Here is a 20,599-nt window from a genome sequence, read left to right as displayed (position 1 = left end):
TTTTCTGTATTATTAGCAATATTTTTTCGTTTAATTGTAGAAATCACTGTTTTTTATGCTTATATTATGTATAAAAGACTTTGAAATGTCAACAAAAAATCAGTATTTTAATTATTTTTCTGTATTAAAGAAGCATTTTCAACACGTTTATTAAGATAAGGGGGCTTATCATGGCAAAACCAATAAGTGAAGATAAAAGAAATATGATTCTTAATGGTAATCTCTTTCATGCAATTCTCATGCTTGCAATTCCTGTTATGATCAATAGTTTTATCCAGTCAATGTACAATCTTACAGATACTTTCTGGCTTGGAAGAATAGGTACTGAGAACCAGTCGGCTATCACGCTTGTTTCACCTTTCCAGAATATCCTGATTAATTTCGGTAACGGCATAACAACTGCAGGTGCAATTCTTATATCACAGTACCTCGGTGCAAGAGAGGATGAACAGGCTAATTCAATGGCTAACCACATCTGCCTTACTTCACTTGCATTTTCAGTATTATGCGCACTTATATGCTGGCTTGTCTCTCCGGGACTTGTGAAATGGCTCGGTGCTGAAGGAAGTATATATAAATACGGACTTACATACATAAGAATTGTAGTACTTGATCTGCCTTTTCTGTTTACCATTAACCTTTTCACATCAGTCAAACAGTCTCAGGGCGACACAGTAAAACCAATGCTTCTTAATATGTTTGGCGTTGTTATTAATCTTATATTAGACCCGTTATTCCTTATGGTTTTCAAATGGGGTATCGGTGGTGCTGCCCTTGCAACTCTCATTGCCAAAATTCCATGTGCAGTTATTGCACTTATTGTACTTACAAGACCAGGACAGCTTATCAGAATTGATTTCAGGGGATTTAAGTTTGATAAAAGCAAGATGGGTTCGATTGTAAAAATCGGACTTCCTACCGCAATCGGAGGAAGCACTATGCAGCTTGGTTTCCTTCTTATGACTAAAAATGTTAATGCTTACGGATTTATTGCAACAAGCGCTTATGGTATCGGAAACAAAATAAACAGCATCATTACAATGCCTGCAAATGGTATCGGCTCTGCCATATCAACTATCGTAGGGCAAAATATTGGTGCCAGACAGAAAGACAGAGCAGACAAAGCTTACCATTACGCACTCCGTATGGGTGCACTGTTTCTGTTATTCTTTGGTTTGATTCTGTCAAGAAGATTTATATCGCAGACTATGGTAACATTTTTCTCAACTGATGAAAGAGTTATTCCGCTGGCAACAGATTTCCTATCACTTATGGCATTCTGGTGCTGGAGCAACGCATTTTACAATGTCACCCAGGGACTTTTTCAAGGAAGCGGTCACACCATGATAACCATGATTGTCGACGCTTCAAGAATCTGGATATTCCGTCTGCTAACCCTCTGGGTATGTGCCAATGTGCTTAATATGGGGGTTGAATCTGTATGGTACGCTGTTGTTATCAGTAATGGAACTTCTGCTGCCATACTTTATGGTCTCTATTGGACAGGAATATGGAAGAAATCTACTATAAAAATTGAAAAAACAGAAGGTTAATTAAAGAAATACATTTACCGATATACACTATAGAAATACTACAATAAAAGTCCAAGGAGGGATATCATGTCATTAAACGGAGTTAATTCAAATTATCAGGCTTACGAAACAAATACTGTTTCAGGTTCTGATAAAAAGGTTTCAACTAAAGAGATTTCAAAGACTACAGCTTATTCTGATGTAGCAGCAACTTATGAGCATGCTTCACAGTCTGAAGGTTTAGTAGCAACTGTTAATAAGAAAGCTTCTAACGCTTCTATTGTTGCACAGTTAAAGGCTGACCAGGAAACACGCATGGCTCAGATGCAAAGCCTCGTTACTAAGATGTTCTCTAAACAGGGAATAACTATTGGAACTGCTGTTGATATGTGGAAAGCACTTGCAGGCGGTAACTTCACAGCAGACGCTGACACTATTGCACAGGCTAAGGAAGATATTTCTGAAAACGGTTACTGGGGTGTTAAACAGACATCTGAAAGGATCTTCTCATTTGCACAGGCACTCGCAGGTGATGATGAAGAAAAGATGACTAAGATGAAAGAAGCATTTGAAAAAGGTTTTAAAGAAGCCACTAAAACATGGGGCAAGGAACTCCCTGATATTTCCCAGAACACAAGAGATGCTGTTCTTAAGAAATTCGACGATTACTTTGCCGGTAAGAATTCATAATCAGACATTTTCAGAGGTACAGACTTTACAGACTGTACCTCTTTTTATGTCTAAGCCTTCACTAGAAGAAGCTTGGTACCCCGTGGTATAATCACAGACTCTGACAGTCCATCAGCACATTTAGGATTACTTGCCTTTATTGAATCTGCTGTTGTATGATACATCTTAGATACATCCCATAATGTTTTAGTGCCATCAGCAATATACCCGGTCATTGACGGCATCTTTGACAGATCACATTTTTCCTCTGACATATAAGCACTTTTTATGCCACTATACTCAAAGTTTCTAAAAACAATTACATCCAGTGAAACTGATGATTTAACCTCTATTACACCAGCACTGTTTATTGTGGCTGAAAGCTGCTGTACTGACGGCTTTATGTTGTATTCAAGTGAATCATTACTGACACCATCAATCTTAACTGTACCTGCAAACGGAATGATTGTATGCACACTGCCAAGCGGCTGACTGTCACTTGAAGTTATGTAAAATACATTTGCACTTACAACACCTTCCGCAACCAGCTCTCCTTCTTTATATGTCACATCGTCAAGCTGCACCGTAGCTGTACAGTTACATATCTGCATAAGGTCAGCATAATTCTCAAGCTGGAGATTACCTGAAACACGGCTTGATACATTATTTCGTACAACAAGGCAACGCAGCTGTGTATCTGCATTCTCTATTTCCATATCATATGAAGGCGAGTATATATCTGCTATAACATCCTTCTTACGCTCCTCATATGCTTTTACATCCATATCAAGAACCACTTCAACTGCAATATCGCGGTTTTCACCATCTAAGTCGGGCCGCTCCTCAACTGTCTTTCCAATTATCTGAAAATTAACATATGGAATCATATCTGCATTGCAGCCACTTATATCCAGACTTCCTTCAAATGATGCTGTTGTCTCGTACCATTGCACATTTCCTGTTTCTCCATTTCCTATATACATTACAAATATATCTAAATCACCAGCAAGCTTAAGTCCATCATCTGCAAGCCTTGTATTCAGATTCCTTACATCTACATCATCCCAGATTATTTCCTGTATCTCTGGTTTTCCTGCCGGAAGTGATACATTTTCTCTTATTCTGAAATTATCACGCTGATTAACTGCAAGCTGCACAAATTCCAATTCTTCCTTTAACTGCTGGATGTCCGTATTCTCCGTCTCATCCACACCCGTTATCATCTGTATATCCTGCAGACTCTCGCATATAAGTTTAAGGGTAACTATCGCCTTAACACTTATTTTTCTTGAATTAATTGCTTTAATACTAAGATCTTCTATTGATGCCTGACATGTAACATAATCACCTGTACAGTCACCCGAAAGATTGACATTTTCAGAAAAACTCATTTTCCCTGTCATTTTTACCGGCTGCATTCTTTCTGAGTCAGATGATGCACCTATATAAAGAAGTGAAAATTTTAATTCACCATCAACTGTAGCTTTATCCTTATTTACCTTTACACTGTCGGTCTGGACATTTCCCCATTCTTTCACTATAAGTTCAATATCATCTTTTGTGTCCGGCACATTAAAATCATCATCAAGCGTAATCTGTGCCACTGTATTACATTTCAAACGGTATTCATGAATATTTTCTGTTCTGAGTCTCACAGACTGACCTCCTATACATTCTACATTTTAAAAACAACGCTTTCTTCACGTCTTTCCATCTTAAGCACTATTACCGGATATGTCTCAACCTCATTTACAGCTTCCCCCGCTGCCGGACCTATCAGATTAAGATCAATGTATAGTGCATTATCTCCTGTGTATACATCATTTACCTTAATTGAATATCCACTTGTTTCCCTTGTTCCATAACCGGCCACAACATATGTATAATCCTTAGTCGTGTATGTAAGCCTCATCACTTTATCTTTTTTGCTTTCAATAAGCTTCTTAAGCTCTTCCGGCAGGTCTGCATTTTCAACCACTGTATAATCAACACTGGTCTTATTATCTGGCTCTTTGCTGCCAGAACACCCTGTCATTGCACACGCAGGCATAATTATCAGCAATGCCAACACAACAGTCACAACTTTTCCCCATAATTTCCCACACATAAAAAACACCCCCACAATAAGACCTAATTAATCTTATGTGGAGGTACTTAAAATATTCATATAAAGTTTTGATTTGTGTTCACTCACCATATGAACACGCACGCTCCCAGTGTCCGTCTATGGCTTACACTTTCAGTATTCCTGCGCTTAGTATGAGTAAATGCCGCTATCTACAAAGTTTATTACAGTGTGCGAAAGCAAACGCACTTCGTTTGAACGAGCTTTCACACACTGAACTTATGTATATAGCGGCATTAACTCTTACACAGCTCGTCATAATTCAAGCGTAAGCCACAGACAGACACTGGGAGCTGGTTATACATATGCCGAATGAGCATAAATAATAGATAGTAAGATTTTTTAACCTTACACTGCATACCCTTTACTTTTAATGACATCTATTACCTGATCGACATATTTCTCGCACTCTTCTGTGCTTCCTGCCTCAACCATTACACGGACAACAGGTTCTGTTCCGCTTTCGCGTACGAGTATTCTTCCATCTGTGCCAAGTGCATTGGCAACTGCCTCAACTGCAGCCTTAACATCTGCGTCGTCCTGTGCCTGTGTCTTATCTGTAACCCTGATATTCTTAAGAACCTGTGGATATATAACAAGTGGTGCTGCAAGCTCTGACAATGTCTTCTTCTTTGCAAGCATAACCTCCATCATCTTAAGGGCTGTGATAATTCCATCACCTGTTGTTGCATATTTAGAGAATATGATGTGTCCTGACTGCTCTCCACCTATACGGTAGCCGTTCTCTGACATACACTCATATACATACTTATCGCCAACCTTAGTCTTTTCGTACTCAATTCCTACTGCATCAAATGCTTTGTAAAGTCCGAAGTTAGACATTACTGTTGTTACAACCTTGTTTCCGACAAGCTTATCTCTATCCTTCATATAACATCCATAGATATATAGAATATGGTCACCTGTTATGACCTCGCCCTTCTCATCTACACACAGACATCTGTCAGCATCACCGTCAAACGCAAATCCTACATCAAGATGCTCTCTCCTTACTAAATCCTGAAGTCCTTCAATATGTGTAGAACCGCAGTTTGCATTAATATTAGTTCCGTCCGGAGCAGCATTTATAACATATGTCTTAGCTCCAAGTGCGTCAAATACAGCTTTTGCAAGTGTCCATGCACTACCATTAGAAGCATCAAGACCTACTCTTATTCCTTTGAATGAATAAATTGCAAGACTCATAAGATATCCCATATATCTGTTACGACCTGCTGTGTAATCAACTGTACATCCAATGTTTTCTCGTGTTGCGTATGGAATTTCTCCAAGCTCACCATCAAGGTACTTCTCGATTTCAGCGATAACATCCTCTTTCATCTTCTCACCTGCGGCATTAATAAGCTTAATTCCGTTATCGTAGAAAGGATTATGGCTTGCAGATATCATAATTCCACAATCAAAATCTTCTGTTCTTGCTACATAAGAAACACTTGGTGTAGTTGTAACATGAAGAAGATATGCATTTGCTCCTGAAGCTGTAAGTCCGGCAACTAAAGAATACTCAAACATATAACTGCTTCTTCTTGTATCCTTACCAATAACAATCTTTGCCTTACCATCCTCATGATTCTTTCCATAATACCAGCCTAAGAATCTTCCCACCTTAAATGCATGGTCAACTGTAAGAGTTACATTTGCTTCTCCTCTGAATCCGTCAGTTCCAAAATACTTACCCATTGTCTACTCCTTAATCATCATATCCGTTAGGATTATTCTTCTGCCATCTCCATGAATCAGCACACATAGTCTTTAAATCTCGCTCTGCTTTCCAGTGAAGCTCTCTCTCTGCCTTACCTGCGTCACAGTAGCATGTTGCGATATCACCTGGTCTTCTTGCCTTAATTACATATGGTATATGTATTCCCGTAGCAGCCTCAAAATTCTTTACTATATCAAGCACTGAATATCCATTGCCTGTTCCAAGATTATATATTGCAATTCCCGGATTATCATTAAGCTTTTCTATAGCCTTAACATGTCCAAGTGCAAGGTCAACCACATGGATATAATCTCTTACACCTGTTCCATCATGAGTATCATAATCATTACCAAATACACCAAGCTCCTTTAACTTTCCAACAGCAACCTGTGTTATATATGGCATAAGATTATTAGGAACTCCGTTAGGATTCTCTCCTATTGTTCCGCTCTCATGTGCTCCAATTGGGTTAAAGTATCTTAAAAGAATTACATTCCATTCCGGGTCAGCCTTCTGGATATCTGTAAGAATCTCCTCAAGCATTCCCTTAGTCTTGCCATAAGGATTAGTAATCTCACCCTTAGGGCATTCCTCTGTAATAGGTACAAATGCAGGATCTCCATAAACTGTAGCTGAAGATGAGAATATAATATTCTTAACACCATGATTTCTCATAACATCAAAAAGTGTAAGTGAACCGGATATATTATTCATATAATACTCAAGCGGCTTGGCTACTGACTCACCTACTGCCTTAAGTCCTGCAAAATGTATAACACTATCGATACTTTCTTTCTCAAATATCTCATTTAATGCTGCAGCGTCATTAATGTCTGCCTCATAAAATGTGGCTTTCTTTCCTGTAATCTTCTCAACTCTGTCTAAAGACTTTCTGCTTGAATTTACAAGATTATCAACTACTACAACATCATAACCCGCATTCTGAAGTTCTACTACTGTGTGGCTTCCAATAAAGCCTGCTCCGCCTGTAACTAATATTGCCATTATTATCTCCTTTATGTTCTATACTAATATAGCCACAAAACTTCATATAACATGTCGTTCTGTGGCTTATTATATGTCTTGTGTTACGATATTATTTGTCGCCTTTCATCATACGCTCAGTTGACCATATTTCAACCTCGTACCTGTTGCTCTTATTGTATCTCTTTCTGAGATTCTTAAGCTGCTTTAAGTACTCTAATGTAACCTTTCCTGAAAGCTTTGATTCACCTTCTGTTCTCTGCTGGAATTTATATGGGATTTCTACAACCTTGCTGTATGTACCCATTGCAAGAACCTCAACCATAATTTTCCATCCGATTGGCTGAAGGTCAGCATTCTCAATAACTTCTCTTCTGAACATAAAGAGTCCGCTTGTAGGATCTGATATCTTTCTAAGGCAAGGCAACATAACCTGTCCTATCTTTCTTGCTGTTCCAGATACGAACTTTCTGTACCAGTTAAGTCCGCCATCATCTCCACCCGGAATAAGTCGGCTAGGTATACAGAAATCTGCACCACTTTCCATAGCCTTATACATATATTTAAGAACGATTGGCGGGTGCTGTAAATCAGCATCCATACATGCCATATATTCTCCCTTTGCAAGCTTAAAACCATCGAGAACAGCAGTTGCTAATCCTGTACCATTCTTTCTGTGTTCCATTCTCACCTGTGGATATTCCTTAGCAACTTCCGTAATTACATCAGGTGTATTGTCCTTACTGTCATCAACAAAGACAATTTCATAATCAACACCCTTCAAAGCAACATCAATCTGTGCTACAAGATTTCTGATGTTCTTGCTTTCATTAAATGTTGGTATTACTACTGATAACATTATTATACTCTCCTTTAAAAAGAATTCTCTCGTCATTATACATCAATATACGACAAAGTAAAACATTTTTTTATACTCTGGTAACAACCATGGTTGCCTGTCCCTTAACTATTATTGAACGAAGGCCTGCACTTACAAAGAAACTGTCGCCTGCTTTAAACTCCATAGTCTTTTCATAATCATCAGTTTCAATAGTTCCTGACCCGTTAATGAAAAGTACAGAAACAAAGGATGCCTCATCAACAGTAATCTTTGCTTCGTCATTGACATCATACTTATATACTTCAAAGTATTTGCACTGGACAAGTCTTTCTTCTGTGAAATGTTCATTTCTTGCAATAACAACTTCTGTCTTATTGTCCTTGACATATTTATGGTTATCAACAACATCAAGTGCTTTCTTTACATGAAGTTCTCTCGGATTACCGAACTTGTCCCTTCTGTCATAATCATACATACGGTAGGTACAGTTAGAATTCTGCTGTATCTCACATATGAATACACCTGCGCCTATTGCATGGATTGTTCCTGCCTTAACCATAACAACATCGCCTGCTTTAACCTCTATCTTATTAAGTATGTCTGTGATTGTATTATTATTAATTCTCTCAAGAATTTCTTCCTTAGATGCGTCTCTTGAAAGCCCGCAGTACAGATATGATCCCGGTTCACTGTCCACTACATACCACATCTCATTCTTTCCATATTCATTCTCATTCTCAAGAGCATATTCATCATCAGGATGAATCTGTATAGAAAGTGCCTGCTTTGCATCTATGAATTTTATAAGGATAGGGAATCTGTCCTGTGCCTGACATTTCCAGCCTAATGCTTCTTTTCCTATAATATTAAGGTACTCATTAAAGAGCATTCCTTTATATCTTCCATCAGCTATACGGCTCTGACCATCAGGATGAGCTGAAAGTTCCCAGCTCTCACCGATGACATCATAATCACATTTCTTGCCATATACATCACGAATCTTGGTTCCACCCCACAGATTATCCTTAAATGCAGGTTCAAGCTTCGCAATAGGACTCTTATCCAGTCTTACATAATTAGCAGATGCCTGTGGATTATCCTTATTATATATCTTAACAAGATCTGTATCTGATATATTATCTCCAATACCAACCTCTATTACTACCACATTCTTGTCTGTCTTATTAGCAATCCTGTGTTTCGTTCCCACTGGAATGAACACACTTTCATATTTGTTATAATCAGCAGTTTCATTACCAAGAGTAATTGTAGCAATACCTTCAACTATTGACCAATGCTCAGTTCTCTTTTCATGCCGGTGAAGAGACATTGACATTCCTGGAAAAACAGTAAGTTTCCTGACTTTATATCCCTGTGAATAATTAAGTATCTCCTGTATTCCCCATTCCTTATAAGTAGTCCTGTTATAATCGAAAAACGCTTCATAAGTATCCATATTATCTTTCATAATCTGCTTAATATTATCAGCAGACTTTTTAGAAGATACATATGTTGCATCATCTGTATTAACAACTACAAGATCTCTTAAATCATTGGCGACAACAAGCCTCTTTGGTGCATTATTTATAATATTAACATTATCGCAGTCATTCTTGATAACACATTCTGACTTGATATTGTTTCCAAATTCAGCTAAATCGCTGGCATTGCCGACATCCATCCACTCAAAATGTGCTTCAACTACTTTTATTGAATCACATTTTTCAAGGAGAAGTGTTTCAATACTGCCATGCGGCATAGACTTCATAACTGTTTCCGAAAATCTGACAGACCTTCTGATTGCCGGCACCTTTCTCTTAGCTGTCTTACAGGTAGTGTACAGTTCTGATGCAAGGCGTCTTGCAGCATTAGTCATATCCCCTGCTCTGAATACAAGTATTCCACTGTTCCACAGATATCCCTCATCATAATCATATCCAAGCAGACCTTCTGTCTCATCTTCATCGAAATCCATTCTTGCAATAAACTTCTTAACATTCTCTTTATCCCGGAGAATGTACCCATAAGTGGATGACTGTGATTCCGGCTTAATGCCTAATACAGCAAGATATCCTTCTTTTGCATATTCTTTAGCCTCAATTATTGAATCTTTATAACCATCACCCTCAATCAGGTTGTCCGAATTAACAACCAGAACTAATTCTGACGGGTTGGCAAACATAGTCCCTAACAATACAGCTGCTCCTGTTCCCTTGGGTGTACCCTCAAGGATAACTCTGTACTTAAGACTCTGAAATGCCTTCATCTGTCCATTAACAATATTCTTATAGCTCTCATTGGTAACTATTATAAATTCCTCACAGAAAGGCATATTCCTTACTACAGTTTCCTGTAATATGGAACGGCCTTCTTTTATTTTCATAAACTGTTTTGGAAACTGCCTTCTTGATAATGGCCATAAACTATCACCACTACCTCCGGCTAAAATTACACATTTCATAGCATTCCTTCCTTAATCCTGTTATGTATCTGTATTATTTACTCCTGATTTACTTAATTATTATTAGCATTAACATCTGCCGCAACAGTTGTATTATCAACAGCTTCTGTTGTCTTTGTTTCGTCTGTTGCTTTTGTTGTTTCTGTTGCTTTTGTTGCTTCTGTTGCTTTTGTTGTTTCTTCTGTAGCTTCAGTTTCCTCTGTTACCTTTGTTGTGGCTTCTGTTGCCTCTGTTGATGGCTCTGTTTCTTTTTCGTCCTTTTCCTCTTCTCCACCATTATTATCATCTATGCCACTTGCAGAATCTTCTACAGTCTCTTCCTCAGCATCTTTTATAGTTGCTTTATTTGGTCTCTTAGTATTTTCTTCTGTGGACTCATCAGCCTTTGTAGTCTCCTTTACAGCTTCATTATCAGCTGCTGTTGTATCATCTGCTTTCTTCGTAGCTTTAGCCTGAGTTACCTTTTCCTTAGATGTTGTTGTTTCAGCTGTTGTAACCCTTGTATTGTTTGAATTATTATTCTTCTTAGCAGCTGTTTTAGAATCACCTGATAATACAGCCGATAAAAATACACATAAAACTATTGCAAATAATATAACGCCTCCAGCTACATAAACCACAATTCTTCTTGCAGCTTGCGATAATGACGGAAACAATTTTCCTACAACTCCTGCCAGCTTTCTCACAACAGGATTTGATGCATCTGCTCTTCTCATTGCAGCGCTACGATCCGCCTTTGTTCTTCTGAATGGATGTTCATCACTATCATCTTCTATATCATCATCTTCAAAATATGACTTTTCATCATCTTCCGGCTCTGAGTCGTCGTCTGTTTCTTCAGACTCATAATACAATGCATCAGGCTGGGCACCATCTTCCGTTTCATATCTGTCAGCCTCATACTCATCATCAGAGCCATTCTCTTCTTCATATTCTGATTCTTCTGTCTCAAGTTCAACACCAAGCATCTGTGCTTTTGTCTTAACAATTAATTCACATATAAATGCACTGTCTACATCAAGCAGTTCTTCTATTTCATCAACAGAATGCATTTCATATCCGTAAAGTTCAAGAAGGATTGTCTGTACTCTGGATAAACTTCTGATAGCTTCACTGGTATTATCATAATCTGCCGGATTTCTGAACATTTTAACATTATCTCTGATAATATTATATAATTCAGCATCTTCCTTAATCCTATTAAATTCATATTCTAATCCGGTCACATTATTTTTAATTGTATTCTTGTCAATCAGTCCAAACATAAATGCAGATACAAGTGTTGCTACCTGCCTGTGTATATTTTTACTAACATCAATTTTATCAATATTATTACATAAATAAATAAATGCCCTGCTAGTTACTTTCTTGCTATTATCTCCAAATACCGGGTATACAAGTGCATATACTTCCTTATAAAATTCCTTGCAGAATACTTCCTTATCCTGATTACCAGAAACAACATCTTTAATAAGCTTAACTAACTGTTCATCATTCTTACTCATATTACTCCTCATTTCTGCATATATTTATCCATTTAAATAAACACTTCGTATAATTATATCACTATGTTAAAGAATTGTCACCTTTTTAATATTTCCATGCACTCATATCTACATTTCCAGAAATGCCCGGTATAGAACCTGACTCTGTAAACTGCCACATCTGGTAGCTTCCACCATAAGTGCAGCTGCTTCTATACTGTGCAAGCCATACAGTACTTCCAGAAGCAAGTCCTCCTGCATTGATTCTGTTAGTCATCCAGTCTTTATTAGCATATACCATTGCCGAATACCCGGCACCCCTTATCGTCTGTACAAATGCATTAATAACAGCCGTTCTTTCCGCAACCGATATTTTATCTCCTCTTCCGCTTCCATTTCCTGCACTCTCTACATCTATTGCCAGCGGAAGAGATACATTATACCCACTACATGCAGATATAATAAAACTTGCCTCTTCAACAGCTTCATTAGTATTAACCGCCTGAGTAACAATATAGGCTCCAACTTTGACACCTGCTGCTGTTGCATTCCTCATGTTTGTATCAAATCGTTTATCCTTTACCAGTCTTGCAGTCTCATATCCCCTGTAGCCTACACGTATAATTGCATAGTCAATTCCTGCTGCCTTAACGCGATTCCAGTCAATATCTCCGTTATAAGTAGATACATCTATTACCAGATGTGAGCCAAGCGAACCGTCTCCATTAAAATAATATTGTAATGCGTCAATCTGATTCCATCCCGTAACCGCCTGCGAATTTCTGAAATAATATGTTTTCCCCTGTATATTCTGCCATCCATCAGCATATACAGTCTCTGTCTCAGCTTCTAATGAAAGAAGGACATAATTTTTTCTGGCTGCCATACTCTGATTATCAGATGGTTTAGTATTTTCTCCCTTAGTAGTTTCTTCTGTTTTAGAAGTTTCTTCTGATTTAGTACTCTCACCTGTTGTCTTTGTTTCACTCTGTGTTTCTTTAGTTCCTGCTGCAGTTTCCTTAAGATTATCTGCAAATACTGTTGTATTATTAATCATCTCAACATTTTCAGCACTAATATTTCGCTCAGGTACAAGGAATTTTGTTACAACATCTGCCTGTCCTCCTGTTATCTGAATCTTTCCTGTTTCATATATGTATCCTGAATATGCAGACACACTATGATCATCTATTAAAACAGGGCCAGCTGTATATCTGGCAGCTTCATCGTCCGTAAGCTGCATTGTACTTCTGCCTGTTATCTTATAGATTATATTGTCACCCGATTTCTTTAAAACAGTAACATTGACTTCCCCTGCTGAAGCTGTTGTTTCAGGTACAGAAACTGCAGGTGAAGAATTAGAACGGTTCTTTGATGGATCCTCTTTCTGTGTAGCAGCTGAATCTGCCACAACCTTTTCCATAATGTCATCCATTACTGCAAATGTCTCAACTGTCGCTTCTGCTGCATCCGGAGTCTTATACCCTTCCTCAGCCTGCACTACCAAAGTGTATGTTCCCGTTTCAAGATCCGGCATAAGAACTGTACCATCCTTGTCATCATCTTCATAAACTTCCTTATCAACATCCTCAACATTCTGTCCTGCATATGCAGACTTCAGTTTTTCAATCTGCTCTTCATTATCTTCTTTACTTCCACTTAAAAGGTTAAATACAAGATTATGTCCTGAAAGAATCTCTCCATCTTCGCCATACACACTTGCAGTAATAGTATTTTCATCTGCTACCGCCTCCAGATAAAGTGACAAAACTGGTGCTTTCATTTCTTCTGCTGTTTCCATCTGTGTTGATGTATCTTCTATTGCTGCTGCAACATCAGTACTTTTCTGCTTCCCAATACGACTGACAACTGACACCGTAATAACTATTCCGGCAACTGCCACAACAACAGCACCACCACTTACAGCCGTTATAATAACATGCTTCTTTACCCTGAAAAAATTCTGAAGCCATATCTTTGCTGTCTGTATAAAAGAAAGTTCTGTAATCTCTAATATCTCATACTCACTATCCTGAGAAACAACTTCCTGTTCACTTATTGTATCTTTCTTAAATAATTTCTTTAATGAAAACATTTTTTCTCCATTTTAAAAGTTGTATAATCTCAATAACGGCGCTACATTTCATATGATAGCGCCGTTTGTAACCCGTTGTTATTATTTATTGTTAATTACCGTCTCTTCCGTTGTCTCCTTCTGAGTTTCTTTTTCTGTTTCTGTTTCCTTTACTATAACTGTCATTACAGCAGTCTGTTTTACAGTTCCATCCTTTGGCACATCAAAGTAATATACAACAGAATAAGTATAATTCTTTACATCGTACACATTTGCAAGTGCCTGCTCCGGTGACATAGTTATTTCCTCACCGGTTGCAATATTTCTTTTGATAACCTCATACTGTGTAAGTGTTGCATTTTCAGATAAGCTGTTGGTTCCAGACACTCCATTTACAAAGCTGAAACCTGCCGGAAGTCTACCTGAGACATCTGACTGTACATTAATATCCGGTGTTACAAATTTTGCTGTAACATCAACGATATTAAGGACTGCATCCTTTGTTATATTACCAGATTTCGGGTCTTTAAATGAATATCTGACTGTATATCTGCCTGGCTGTGATAATGCATCTTCTTCATCAACTGAATTTCCTGAAGAATTAATTATATCATAATCCACGTCCATCTCATAGCCTATTGAATTAACTCCTTTAACTCCTGACATGAAATCCACACCCTCATTGAGCTTTCCCGAATCATGTCCCAGATATCTTGTTATGTTAGTATTAGTTACTGTCAATGCAGCATCCTGTGCACCATTAACTTTATAGTTGGCATATCCGAAAAATGCAATGTTCATATCAACATATCCATCAATACCATCAACAGTATCTGTTACACCATACTGCCACATATCATAATGCCATTTAAAGCTTGCAAGGTCATCACCATATGTCCAACGTGTTGAAGTATAATAGTACTCGCTCCAGTATGCTGCCATCCATACTTTGAATTTGTTGGAAAGCTTTTCCCCATTAAAGTTATTGTACCATCTGTTTCTGTTAGAATATACCATTGGCTGATATCCATAACTCTTTATTACATTACAGAAAGTCTCACATGCTTCTGTTACTGAATTATAATCACCATCTAATTCCCAGTCAAACGCTACAGGATATGTTATCTGATAATCCTTTATAAGATTAATGCAGAAACTTGCTTCATCATACGCAGTCTTTGCATCTGTTGCACCCGAATAAAAATATATTCCTACCTGAATACCGTTAGCTAATGCCCCCTGAATATTCTGCTTGAATTTTCTATCTTCGTATAAACCATCATCTCCGCCACCACATTTAATCATTGCAAATGTAATTCCATCGGCAGCAACCTTTGACCAGTCTATATCTCCCTGCCATCTTGATACATCTATACCATACACAAGCTGATTAACTTCATATATCTGATCAGAACTTGATGTTTCCTCAGTTCCTGAATCTGAAACCTCTGCATCCTCTCTTGATGGCTCTGATGAATTATCTTCAACTACCTCAAGCTCTTCTATATCCTTTACTGCAACAGGACCAGCACCACTGTCTGCAACAGCTTCAATTATCTGATTAAGTTCCTCACTTGTTGTATCATCACTTGAAAGTGCTTCCTCCATGAGACTTTCAAGCTCTTCTACTGATGAGCTCTCTTCTTCAGCTGTTTCTTCCTGAGTTTCTGCAAGAATCTTATTAAGTTTATCAAGTCTTTCTGATTCAGTTTCAGTCTCAGACTCATGCTCAGTTTCCTGTGCCTGCACAACATTTTTAGTGTTATTATGTTTAACATACTCAACACCTGTAACTGTTGCCGCAGTTCCCGACACCGCAACTGCACCTGTAATAATACAAATCTTGGCATGTGCCACAAATACTGACTTCCATACTACTGCTAACTTACCTGCTAAACCTTCAATAAATCCTTTCATTCTTAATCGTATCTCCTAATTCTCCTAAACCACATGTATTTTAATCATAATAATGCTTAAAGTACACTCTTCCAAATATTGCCCATGTATCAATAAATGCCTGCCATATATCTTTCATACCTATTCGTCGGCTACCCGAATCTCTGACATATACAACTTCAACTGGCATCTGTGCAATCGTAAAACCTCTTCTGTGTATAGCAACCAGAAGCTCTATATCATAGGCAAATCCTGATGTCCTGACAAGATGTGCCACCGGCTTGATTGCCTCCACTCGGAATACCTTAAGCCCTGTCTGTGTATCCCTTACATTAAGATGAAACATCACAAGCAGCATTATGTAATACCCCATGCTTATAACCTTTCTCTTAAATGGATAATCCAGCTTGGAATCCTTATGGAACTTGCATCCAATTACAACATCTTTATTATCGTCAAGCATTTTTTGAAGATAACCTTCAAGCTGTGATGGATTCAATTCGAGATCTGCATCAACAAATGCAACATACTTTCCTTCCACCTGTGAAACACCGGCAATTATAGCATTACCTTTGCCTCTGTTCTTGGTAGAACTTATCATACGCACTCTGTCGTCCTCTTTAACTGCTTTTTCAATTTCAGATTTCGTATTGTCCCTGCTGCCATCATTAACCACAACTATCTCTAATTCTGGAACAAACTTTTCAACAATTCTGAGTGTTTCTTTAATACTGTTATATATAAGCTTTTCCTCATTATAAGCTGGCATAACTATTGACAGCATCCCATCCAGATTAACCATTGAAATTCCCCTCTCGTGTCTGCACATTCATTAATATTACAATGCTATGATGACTTTTTCAAGTATAGACACGTAATTAACGCAGATAATATTAGAAGATTCTAAAAAATAATTGAGGAGAACAGATATGAATAACTCAGAAAATCTTCCAACAGACAACAACAATAAATCTATCGTAAAAGGGCAAACTATGTATAATTGGGAAACTCACGATAATCAGGACAAAGTGATTCTAGACAGCATTAATGCAATCGAAAGAAAACGTGAGCATATGACTGACGAACAGTTAAGAAAAGCCTATACAGAATTACAGACAGGACTTGGTCCTGATATATATAGTCAGTTATGTGACCGCAAGGCAAGTGACAATTTTCAGGGGTGACTTTATTATGGGTCACCCCACCACCTGCAATTATATATTATTTGCGGCACAGTCAAGTGCTGCTGCCACAACAGCATCATTGTAATCGTACATAATCCTGTTCCTTTTCTATCTTAAATAATTGGATGATGCCGACGCACCACCCCATTACTTATACTTATTATATTACATTAATTCAACATAAGAAGTAATTAATAATAATCAATATCAGATATATAATCTTCTGTCCTTGTATAACCATTTAACTGTATAATAGCATCTGCCAGGACAGTTTCACCATTGTCAGGATTATATTTTTCATAATTCAATACAATACAAGGATTATCTGCATTTATATTTTTATTAAAATTCTTCTTGTCAAGGGACTCTATAAGTCCATTTAATACTTTTTGTGCTTTTTCTTCATCTTTTCTTACATATGAATCCATATTAATATATGTTCTGGTATCATTATATACAAGAACTGCTGAAAGAGTTTCATATCCACTAGTATATTTATCCCATGTTCTGGAACTGTCATTTAAATACTGCTTTAAAATATCGCTCATTGTCCCAAGCTCTTTTTCATTATTCCTAATGGCATATTCATTCCGTATACCAATATACTTATTATAAGATTGTGGCATATTCTTACTGATTGGAAGAACCATATCATAAGTAACGCCTTTTTTCGAAAAGCGTACTGACATCAAGAATGTATCAACATCTGAAGTAACTGTCTGATACCATTTCTCAAAACCAATCTGTTTAATTTCACTTGTAATTGTTTCATATATATCTTTACAGTCAGAATCCTCCATATTACCTGTTATATAATTAACAGAAATCTTGTCACTATCCGGAAGGTCCATATATGCCTTAACAAATTTCTCATCCTTCTTTAACAGACTTGATAGTTTATTGGCATCACTGTCTGTAAGCTGAATCCTTCTGTAATGTGTAACACCATTCTGTCTGAAACCAACCTTATAATTAGTCACTGAGCCTCTGCCATTATAAATATAATTATGAACACCATTTGATATACATTTATCTTTATATGCGCCAAATTTCTCTGATACATATTTGAGAATCTCTTCATCTGTAAACTGAACCTTCGATGATATAGAACTGAAATATCCGTTATCTGAAGCATAGTACATATCCATTGGCTGTATTGATACATACGCAAGTTTTGAAGCATCCGGTTCGTACGATGCCTCATATTTGCCAAATGAATTAGCTCCTGTTCCAATTACCACTGCAAGAACATATCCAAGAAGAATTGATGGAATACACTGCTTTATAACATTCATCTTCTTACTTACTATACATTCATAAACAAACACAACCAATGCACTTACAATAAACAGCACAACAACTGCTATTGTCTCATCATTATCTATACTTGTATATGCTATCATTACACCTATAAACGCAATTGAAAAGCCGATAAGTGTTCTGATAATCATTGGCAGAACCTTTCCATTAGCTGCTTTTCCTGCTGTCTCACTTTTTCTCTTTACAAAGAGAAGTGCGCCAAGCGCTATATATATAAGTGCAAGCACGAGTGTATATAAGTTACTTGTAAGGCTGAGAACCATATCTGCTATTCCTGATGGACCATTGTATATATCAAATACAGAAAATACCCAGCCAACAATCATATTGTTGGAAGAATCAAGTAACCCCACACCACTGTTACTTATCATGTAAGTTTCTCCATGAAACACAGTCAGTTCTGTAACCATTAACGCAATAAATCTTGGAAGAAACATTATAAGTCCTGTAACACATATATTGCTTAATATGTTTCCTGTAATGGATATTGATACATTTATAATTGCCATGCATAAAAGGCTGCATATAAATATCGAAAGATACATCCTGAACATTGTTGCATAATCCACGTTAAAATACTGCCTGTTAGCCATGAATAAAACAGCCTGTGATACATATGACACAACGAGTATTCCGGCAATCCATGTAAGTATTGCTGCTGTCTTGCTAAGATATATGCACAATCTTGTATATGGAATTGAATGGTAAAAATCACTGCTGCTTCTCTTATTAAGAAAACTCCATACTATCAATGATATAACAGGTACAACAATTATGAATACTAATACCAGAAAATAATTTCCTGAAATTCCACCTACATTATTAACCTGTTTATATTCTTTAATATAGCTTAATGATGAAATAATCGGTACAACTGATATAAGTGTAATTACCGCCATCATTATAAAGCCCGCAAGTCTTGTCTGCTTCAATGTCTGTAAAAACATATGAAAGCTGAATACTTTCTTATTATTCATGCGTCTTATCCCCCTTCACATCAAATGTATAACCAAGTGCTTCCATCTCATAAGTAAATACTTCTTCAAGCGTAAGTGGGAGGACATCAAATACTACCGGATTCATGGCATTTATAATGTCCATGGTCTGTTCCCTGTCGCCACTTACTATCATGTTGGCAACTGACCCCTCCTGACGGTATCTTGTAATTCTAATGCCCTCAAACTTACTCTCATCAAAATCATCCTTAAAAGCTACCTGTACCTTGAACTGACTCGTCTTTAGTTCAAATACATCGCTGTCAAGCACCAGCCCGCCTTTATGAAGAAGTGACAAATGATCGCATAAGTCTTCCAATTCTCTTAATGAATGTGATGTGACTATAACAGTAGCGTTATTTTCTGCAACATCACCACATATTAACTTCTTGACAAGATTACGCATAACAGGATCAAGTCCGTCAAATGTTTCATCAAAGAACATATACTTAGCTCTTGTTGAAAGCGCAAGTATTATAGCTGCCTGTCTCTTCATTCCTTTTGAAAAGTTTGATATACTCTTAGATGGATCAAGTCCAAATGTTTTCGTAAGTTCTGCGAATCTGTCCATATCAAAATTATCATATATTGAACTATAGAACTTAGCCATGCTCTTCATGTTCGCACCTGCAAGAAAGAATAATTCATCTGCAACGAACACCAGCTTATTCTTCATGTATGTATTCTCATATACATTAATTCCATCGATTATTGCTTCTCCCTTATCTGCCTTATATATACCTGACAGAACTCTTAGCAGCGTAGACTTTCCTGCACCGTTAGAACCAACCATACCATATATACAGCCCTCCGCTATATTACAGGTAACATTGTCAAGTGCTGTAAAGTCATCAAATGATTTAGTAACACCTTTTACCTCTATCATATTTTCTTATAAACCTCCTCAATCATATCTGTTATCTCACTCTTACTCACCCCTGCGTATGCAAGCTTTCTTACAATCTCCTTAAGATCTGACAGCTTTTCCTTAGACTGATTACCGACAATCTTTAACGCCTCTGCCGATATAAAAGAACCCTTTCCCGGTACACTCACCAGAATTCCTCTTCTGTCCAACTCCATGTATGCTTTCTGGATTGTATTCGGATTAGTAGACAGCTCCATCGATAGCGACCGTACCGACGGCATCTTATCGCCTTCCTTCATAATTCCTTTAAGCACCTGGTCTTCCACCTGCTTAATAAGCTGTTCATAGACTGGCACTCGCGACATGACATCTATAGTGAACATGTTCCTTTCCTTTCTGTGTATTATTTAAACTGGTTACAAGCTTGTGTAGTAACTGTACTA

Annotated in this window: 16 protein-coding genes; 3 read left to right on the top strand and 13 right to left on the bottom strand. The window is 37.4% G+C overall.

What is annotated here, in order from left to right; genetic code table 11:
* The first annotated feature begins 170 nt into the window (after positions 1 to 170).
* Both EUBELI_RS00775 and EUBELI_RS00770 read left to right on the top strand, forming a co-directional pair.
* The gene (locus tag EUBELI_RS00775; RefSeq protein ID WP_012738430.1) at positions 171 to 1,553 is read left to right on the top strand and encodes an MATE family efflux transporter; all 1,383 of its coding nucleotides are present in this window, start codon (positions 171 to 173) and stop codon (positions 1,551 to 1,553) included.
* Between the two features lie 66 nt (positions 1,554 to 1,619).
* Positions 1,620 to 2,222, top strand: coding sequence for a hypothetical protein (locus tag EUBELI_RS00770; RefSeq protein WP_012738429.1), 603 nt, complete (start codon positions 1,620 to 1,622; stop codon positions 2,220 to 2,222).
* A gap of 50 nt (positions 2,223 to 2,272) precedes the next feature.
* Here the strand turns inward: EUBELI_RS00770 and EUBELI_RS00765 are convergent, their stop codons facing one another.
* The 10 genes from EUBELI_RS00765 to EUBELI_RS00720 all read right to left on the bottom strand — a co-directional run bounded on the left by EUBELI_RS00765 (position 2,273) and on the right by EUBELI_RS00720 (position 16,591).
* A complete protein-coding gene (locus EUBELI_RS00765) occupies positions 2,273 to 3,856 on the bottom strand; it encodes a DUF3794 domain-containing protein (protein WP_041687864.1) in 1,584 nt (527 codons plus the stop codon).
* Between the two features lie 20 nt (positions 3,857 to 3,876).
* Positions 3,877 to 4,308 (bottom strand): protease complex subunit PrcB family protein, encoded by a 432-nt coding sequence (locus tag EUBELI_RS00760; RefSeq protein ID WP_012738427.1) that lies wholly within the window; start codon positions 4,306 to 4,308, stop codon positions 3,877 to 3,879.
* A gap of 366 nt (positions 4,309 to 4,674) precedes the next feature.
* Complete coding sequence (glmM, locus tag EUBELI_RS00755) at positions 4,675 to 6,027, bottom strand: phosphoglucosamine mutase (protein WP_012738426.1); 1,353 nt, start codon at positions 6,025 to 6,027, stop codon at positions 4,675 to 4,677.
* 10 nt (positions 6,028 to 6,037) lie between these two features.
* On the bottom strand, positions 6,038 to 7,054 hold the full coding sequence (galE, locus tag EUBELI_RS00750) for a UDP-glucose 4-epimerase GalE (protein ID WP_012738425.1): 1,017 nt from the start codon (positions 7,052 to 7,054) through the stop codon (positions 6,038 to 6,040).
* A 91-nt stretch (positions 7,055 to 7,145) separates the two neighbouring features.
* Positions 7,146 to 7,892, bottom strand: a complete 747-nt coding sequence (locus EUBELI_RS00745) for a polyprenol monophosphomannose synthase (RefSeq protein WP_012738424.1) — start codon at positions 7,890 to 7,892, stop codon at positions 7,146 to 7,148.
* Between the two features lie 70 nt (positions 7,893 to 7,962).
* Complete coding sequence (locus EUBELI_RS13840) at positions 7,963 to 10,335, bottom strand: type I phosphomannose isomerase catalytic subunit (RefSeq protein ID WP_012738423.1); 2,373 nt, start codon at positions 10,333 to 10,335, stop codon at positions 7,963 to 7,965.
* A gap of 53 nt (positions 10,336 to 10,388) precedes the next feature.
* Positions 10,389 to 11,840, bottom strand: a complete 1,452-nt coding sequence (locus tag EUBELI_RS00735) for a hypothetical protein (protein ID WP_041687863.1) — start codon at positions 11,838 to 11,840, stop codon at positions 10,389 to 10,391.
* Positions 11,841 to 11,925: 85 nt separating this feature from the next.
* On the bottom strand, positions 11,926 to 13,914 hold the full coding sequence (locus EUBELI_RS13485; RefSeq protein ID WP_012738421.1) for a glycoside hydrolase family 25 protein: 1,989 nt from the start codon (positions 13,912 to 13,914) through the stop codon (positions 11,926 to 11,928).
* An 81-nt stretch (positions 13,915 to 13,995) separates the two neighbouring features.
* The gene (locus tag EUBELI_RS00725; RefSeq protein WP_012738420.1) at positions 13,996 to 15,810 is read right to left on the bottom strand and encodes a glycoside hydrolase family 25 protein; all 1,815 of its coding nucleotides are present in this window, start codon (positions 15,808 to 15,810) and stop codon (positions 13,996 to 13,998) included.
* Positions 15,811 to 15,850: 40 nt separating this feature from the next.
* Complete coding sequence (locus EUBELI_RS00720) at positions 15,851 to 16,591, bottom strand: glycosyltransferase family 2 protein (protein WP_012738419.1); 741 nt, start codon at positions 16,589 to 16,591, stop codon at positions 15,851 to 15,853.
* A gap of 127 nt (positions 16,592 to 16,718) precedes the next feature.
* Here EUBELI_RS00720 and EUBELI_RS00715 point away from each other — a divergent pair, with 127 nt between their 5' ends.
* Positions 16,719 to 16,973 (top strand): hypothetical protein, encoded by a 255-nt coding sequence (locus EUBELI_RS00715; RefSeq protein WP_012738418.1) that lies wholly within the window; start codon positions 16,719 to 16,721, stop codon positions 16,971 to 16,973.
* Between the two features lie 191 nt (positions 16,974 to 17,164).
* On the opposite strand, the gene EUBELI_RS00710 is transcribed toward EUBELI_RS00715, so the two are convergent.
* Genes EUBELI_RS00710 through EUBELI_RS00700 form a run of 3 tightly spaced genes read right to left on the bottom strand, consistent with a single transcriptional unit; the run spans position 17,165 to position 20,539 of the window.
* Positions 17,165 to 19,270: an ABC-2 family transporter permease gene (locus EUBELI_RS00710; RefSeq protein ID WP_012738417.1), complete on the bottom strand. Its 2,106-nt coding sequence runs from the start codon at positions 19,268 to 19,270 to the stop codon at positions 17,165 to 17,167.
* Entirely contained in the window at positions 19,263 to 20,174 is a 912-nt protein-coding gene (locus tag EUBELI_RS00705) for an ABC transporter ATP-binding protein (protein WP_012738416.1), read from the bottom strand. The genes EUBELI_RS00710 and EUBELI_RS00705 overlap by 8 nt, the downstream gene beginning before the upstream one ends.
* Entirely contained in the window at positions 20,171 to 20,539 is a 369-nt protein-coding gene (locus tag EUBELI_RS00700) for a GntR family transcriptional regulator (RefSeq protein ID WP_012738415.1), read from the bottom strand. The genes EUBELI_RS00705 and EUBELI_RS00700 overlap by 4 nt, the downstream gene beginning before the upstream one ends.
* Between the last annotated feature and the right edge of the window lie 60 nt (positions 20,540 to 20,599).

The organism is [Eubacterium] eligens ATCC 27750 (assembly GCF_000146185.1).
GTDB lineage: Bacteria > Bacillota > Clostridia > Lachnospirales > Lachnospiraceae > Lachnospira > Lachnospira eligens.
Note: the sequence above shows the minus strand (reverse complement) of the source record. Positions and strands in the feature narration are given on the sequence as shown.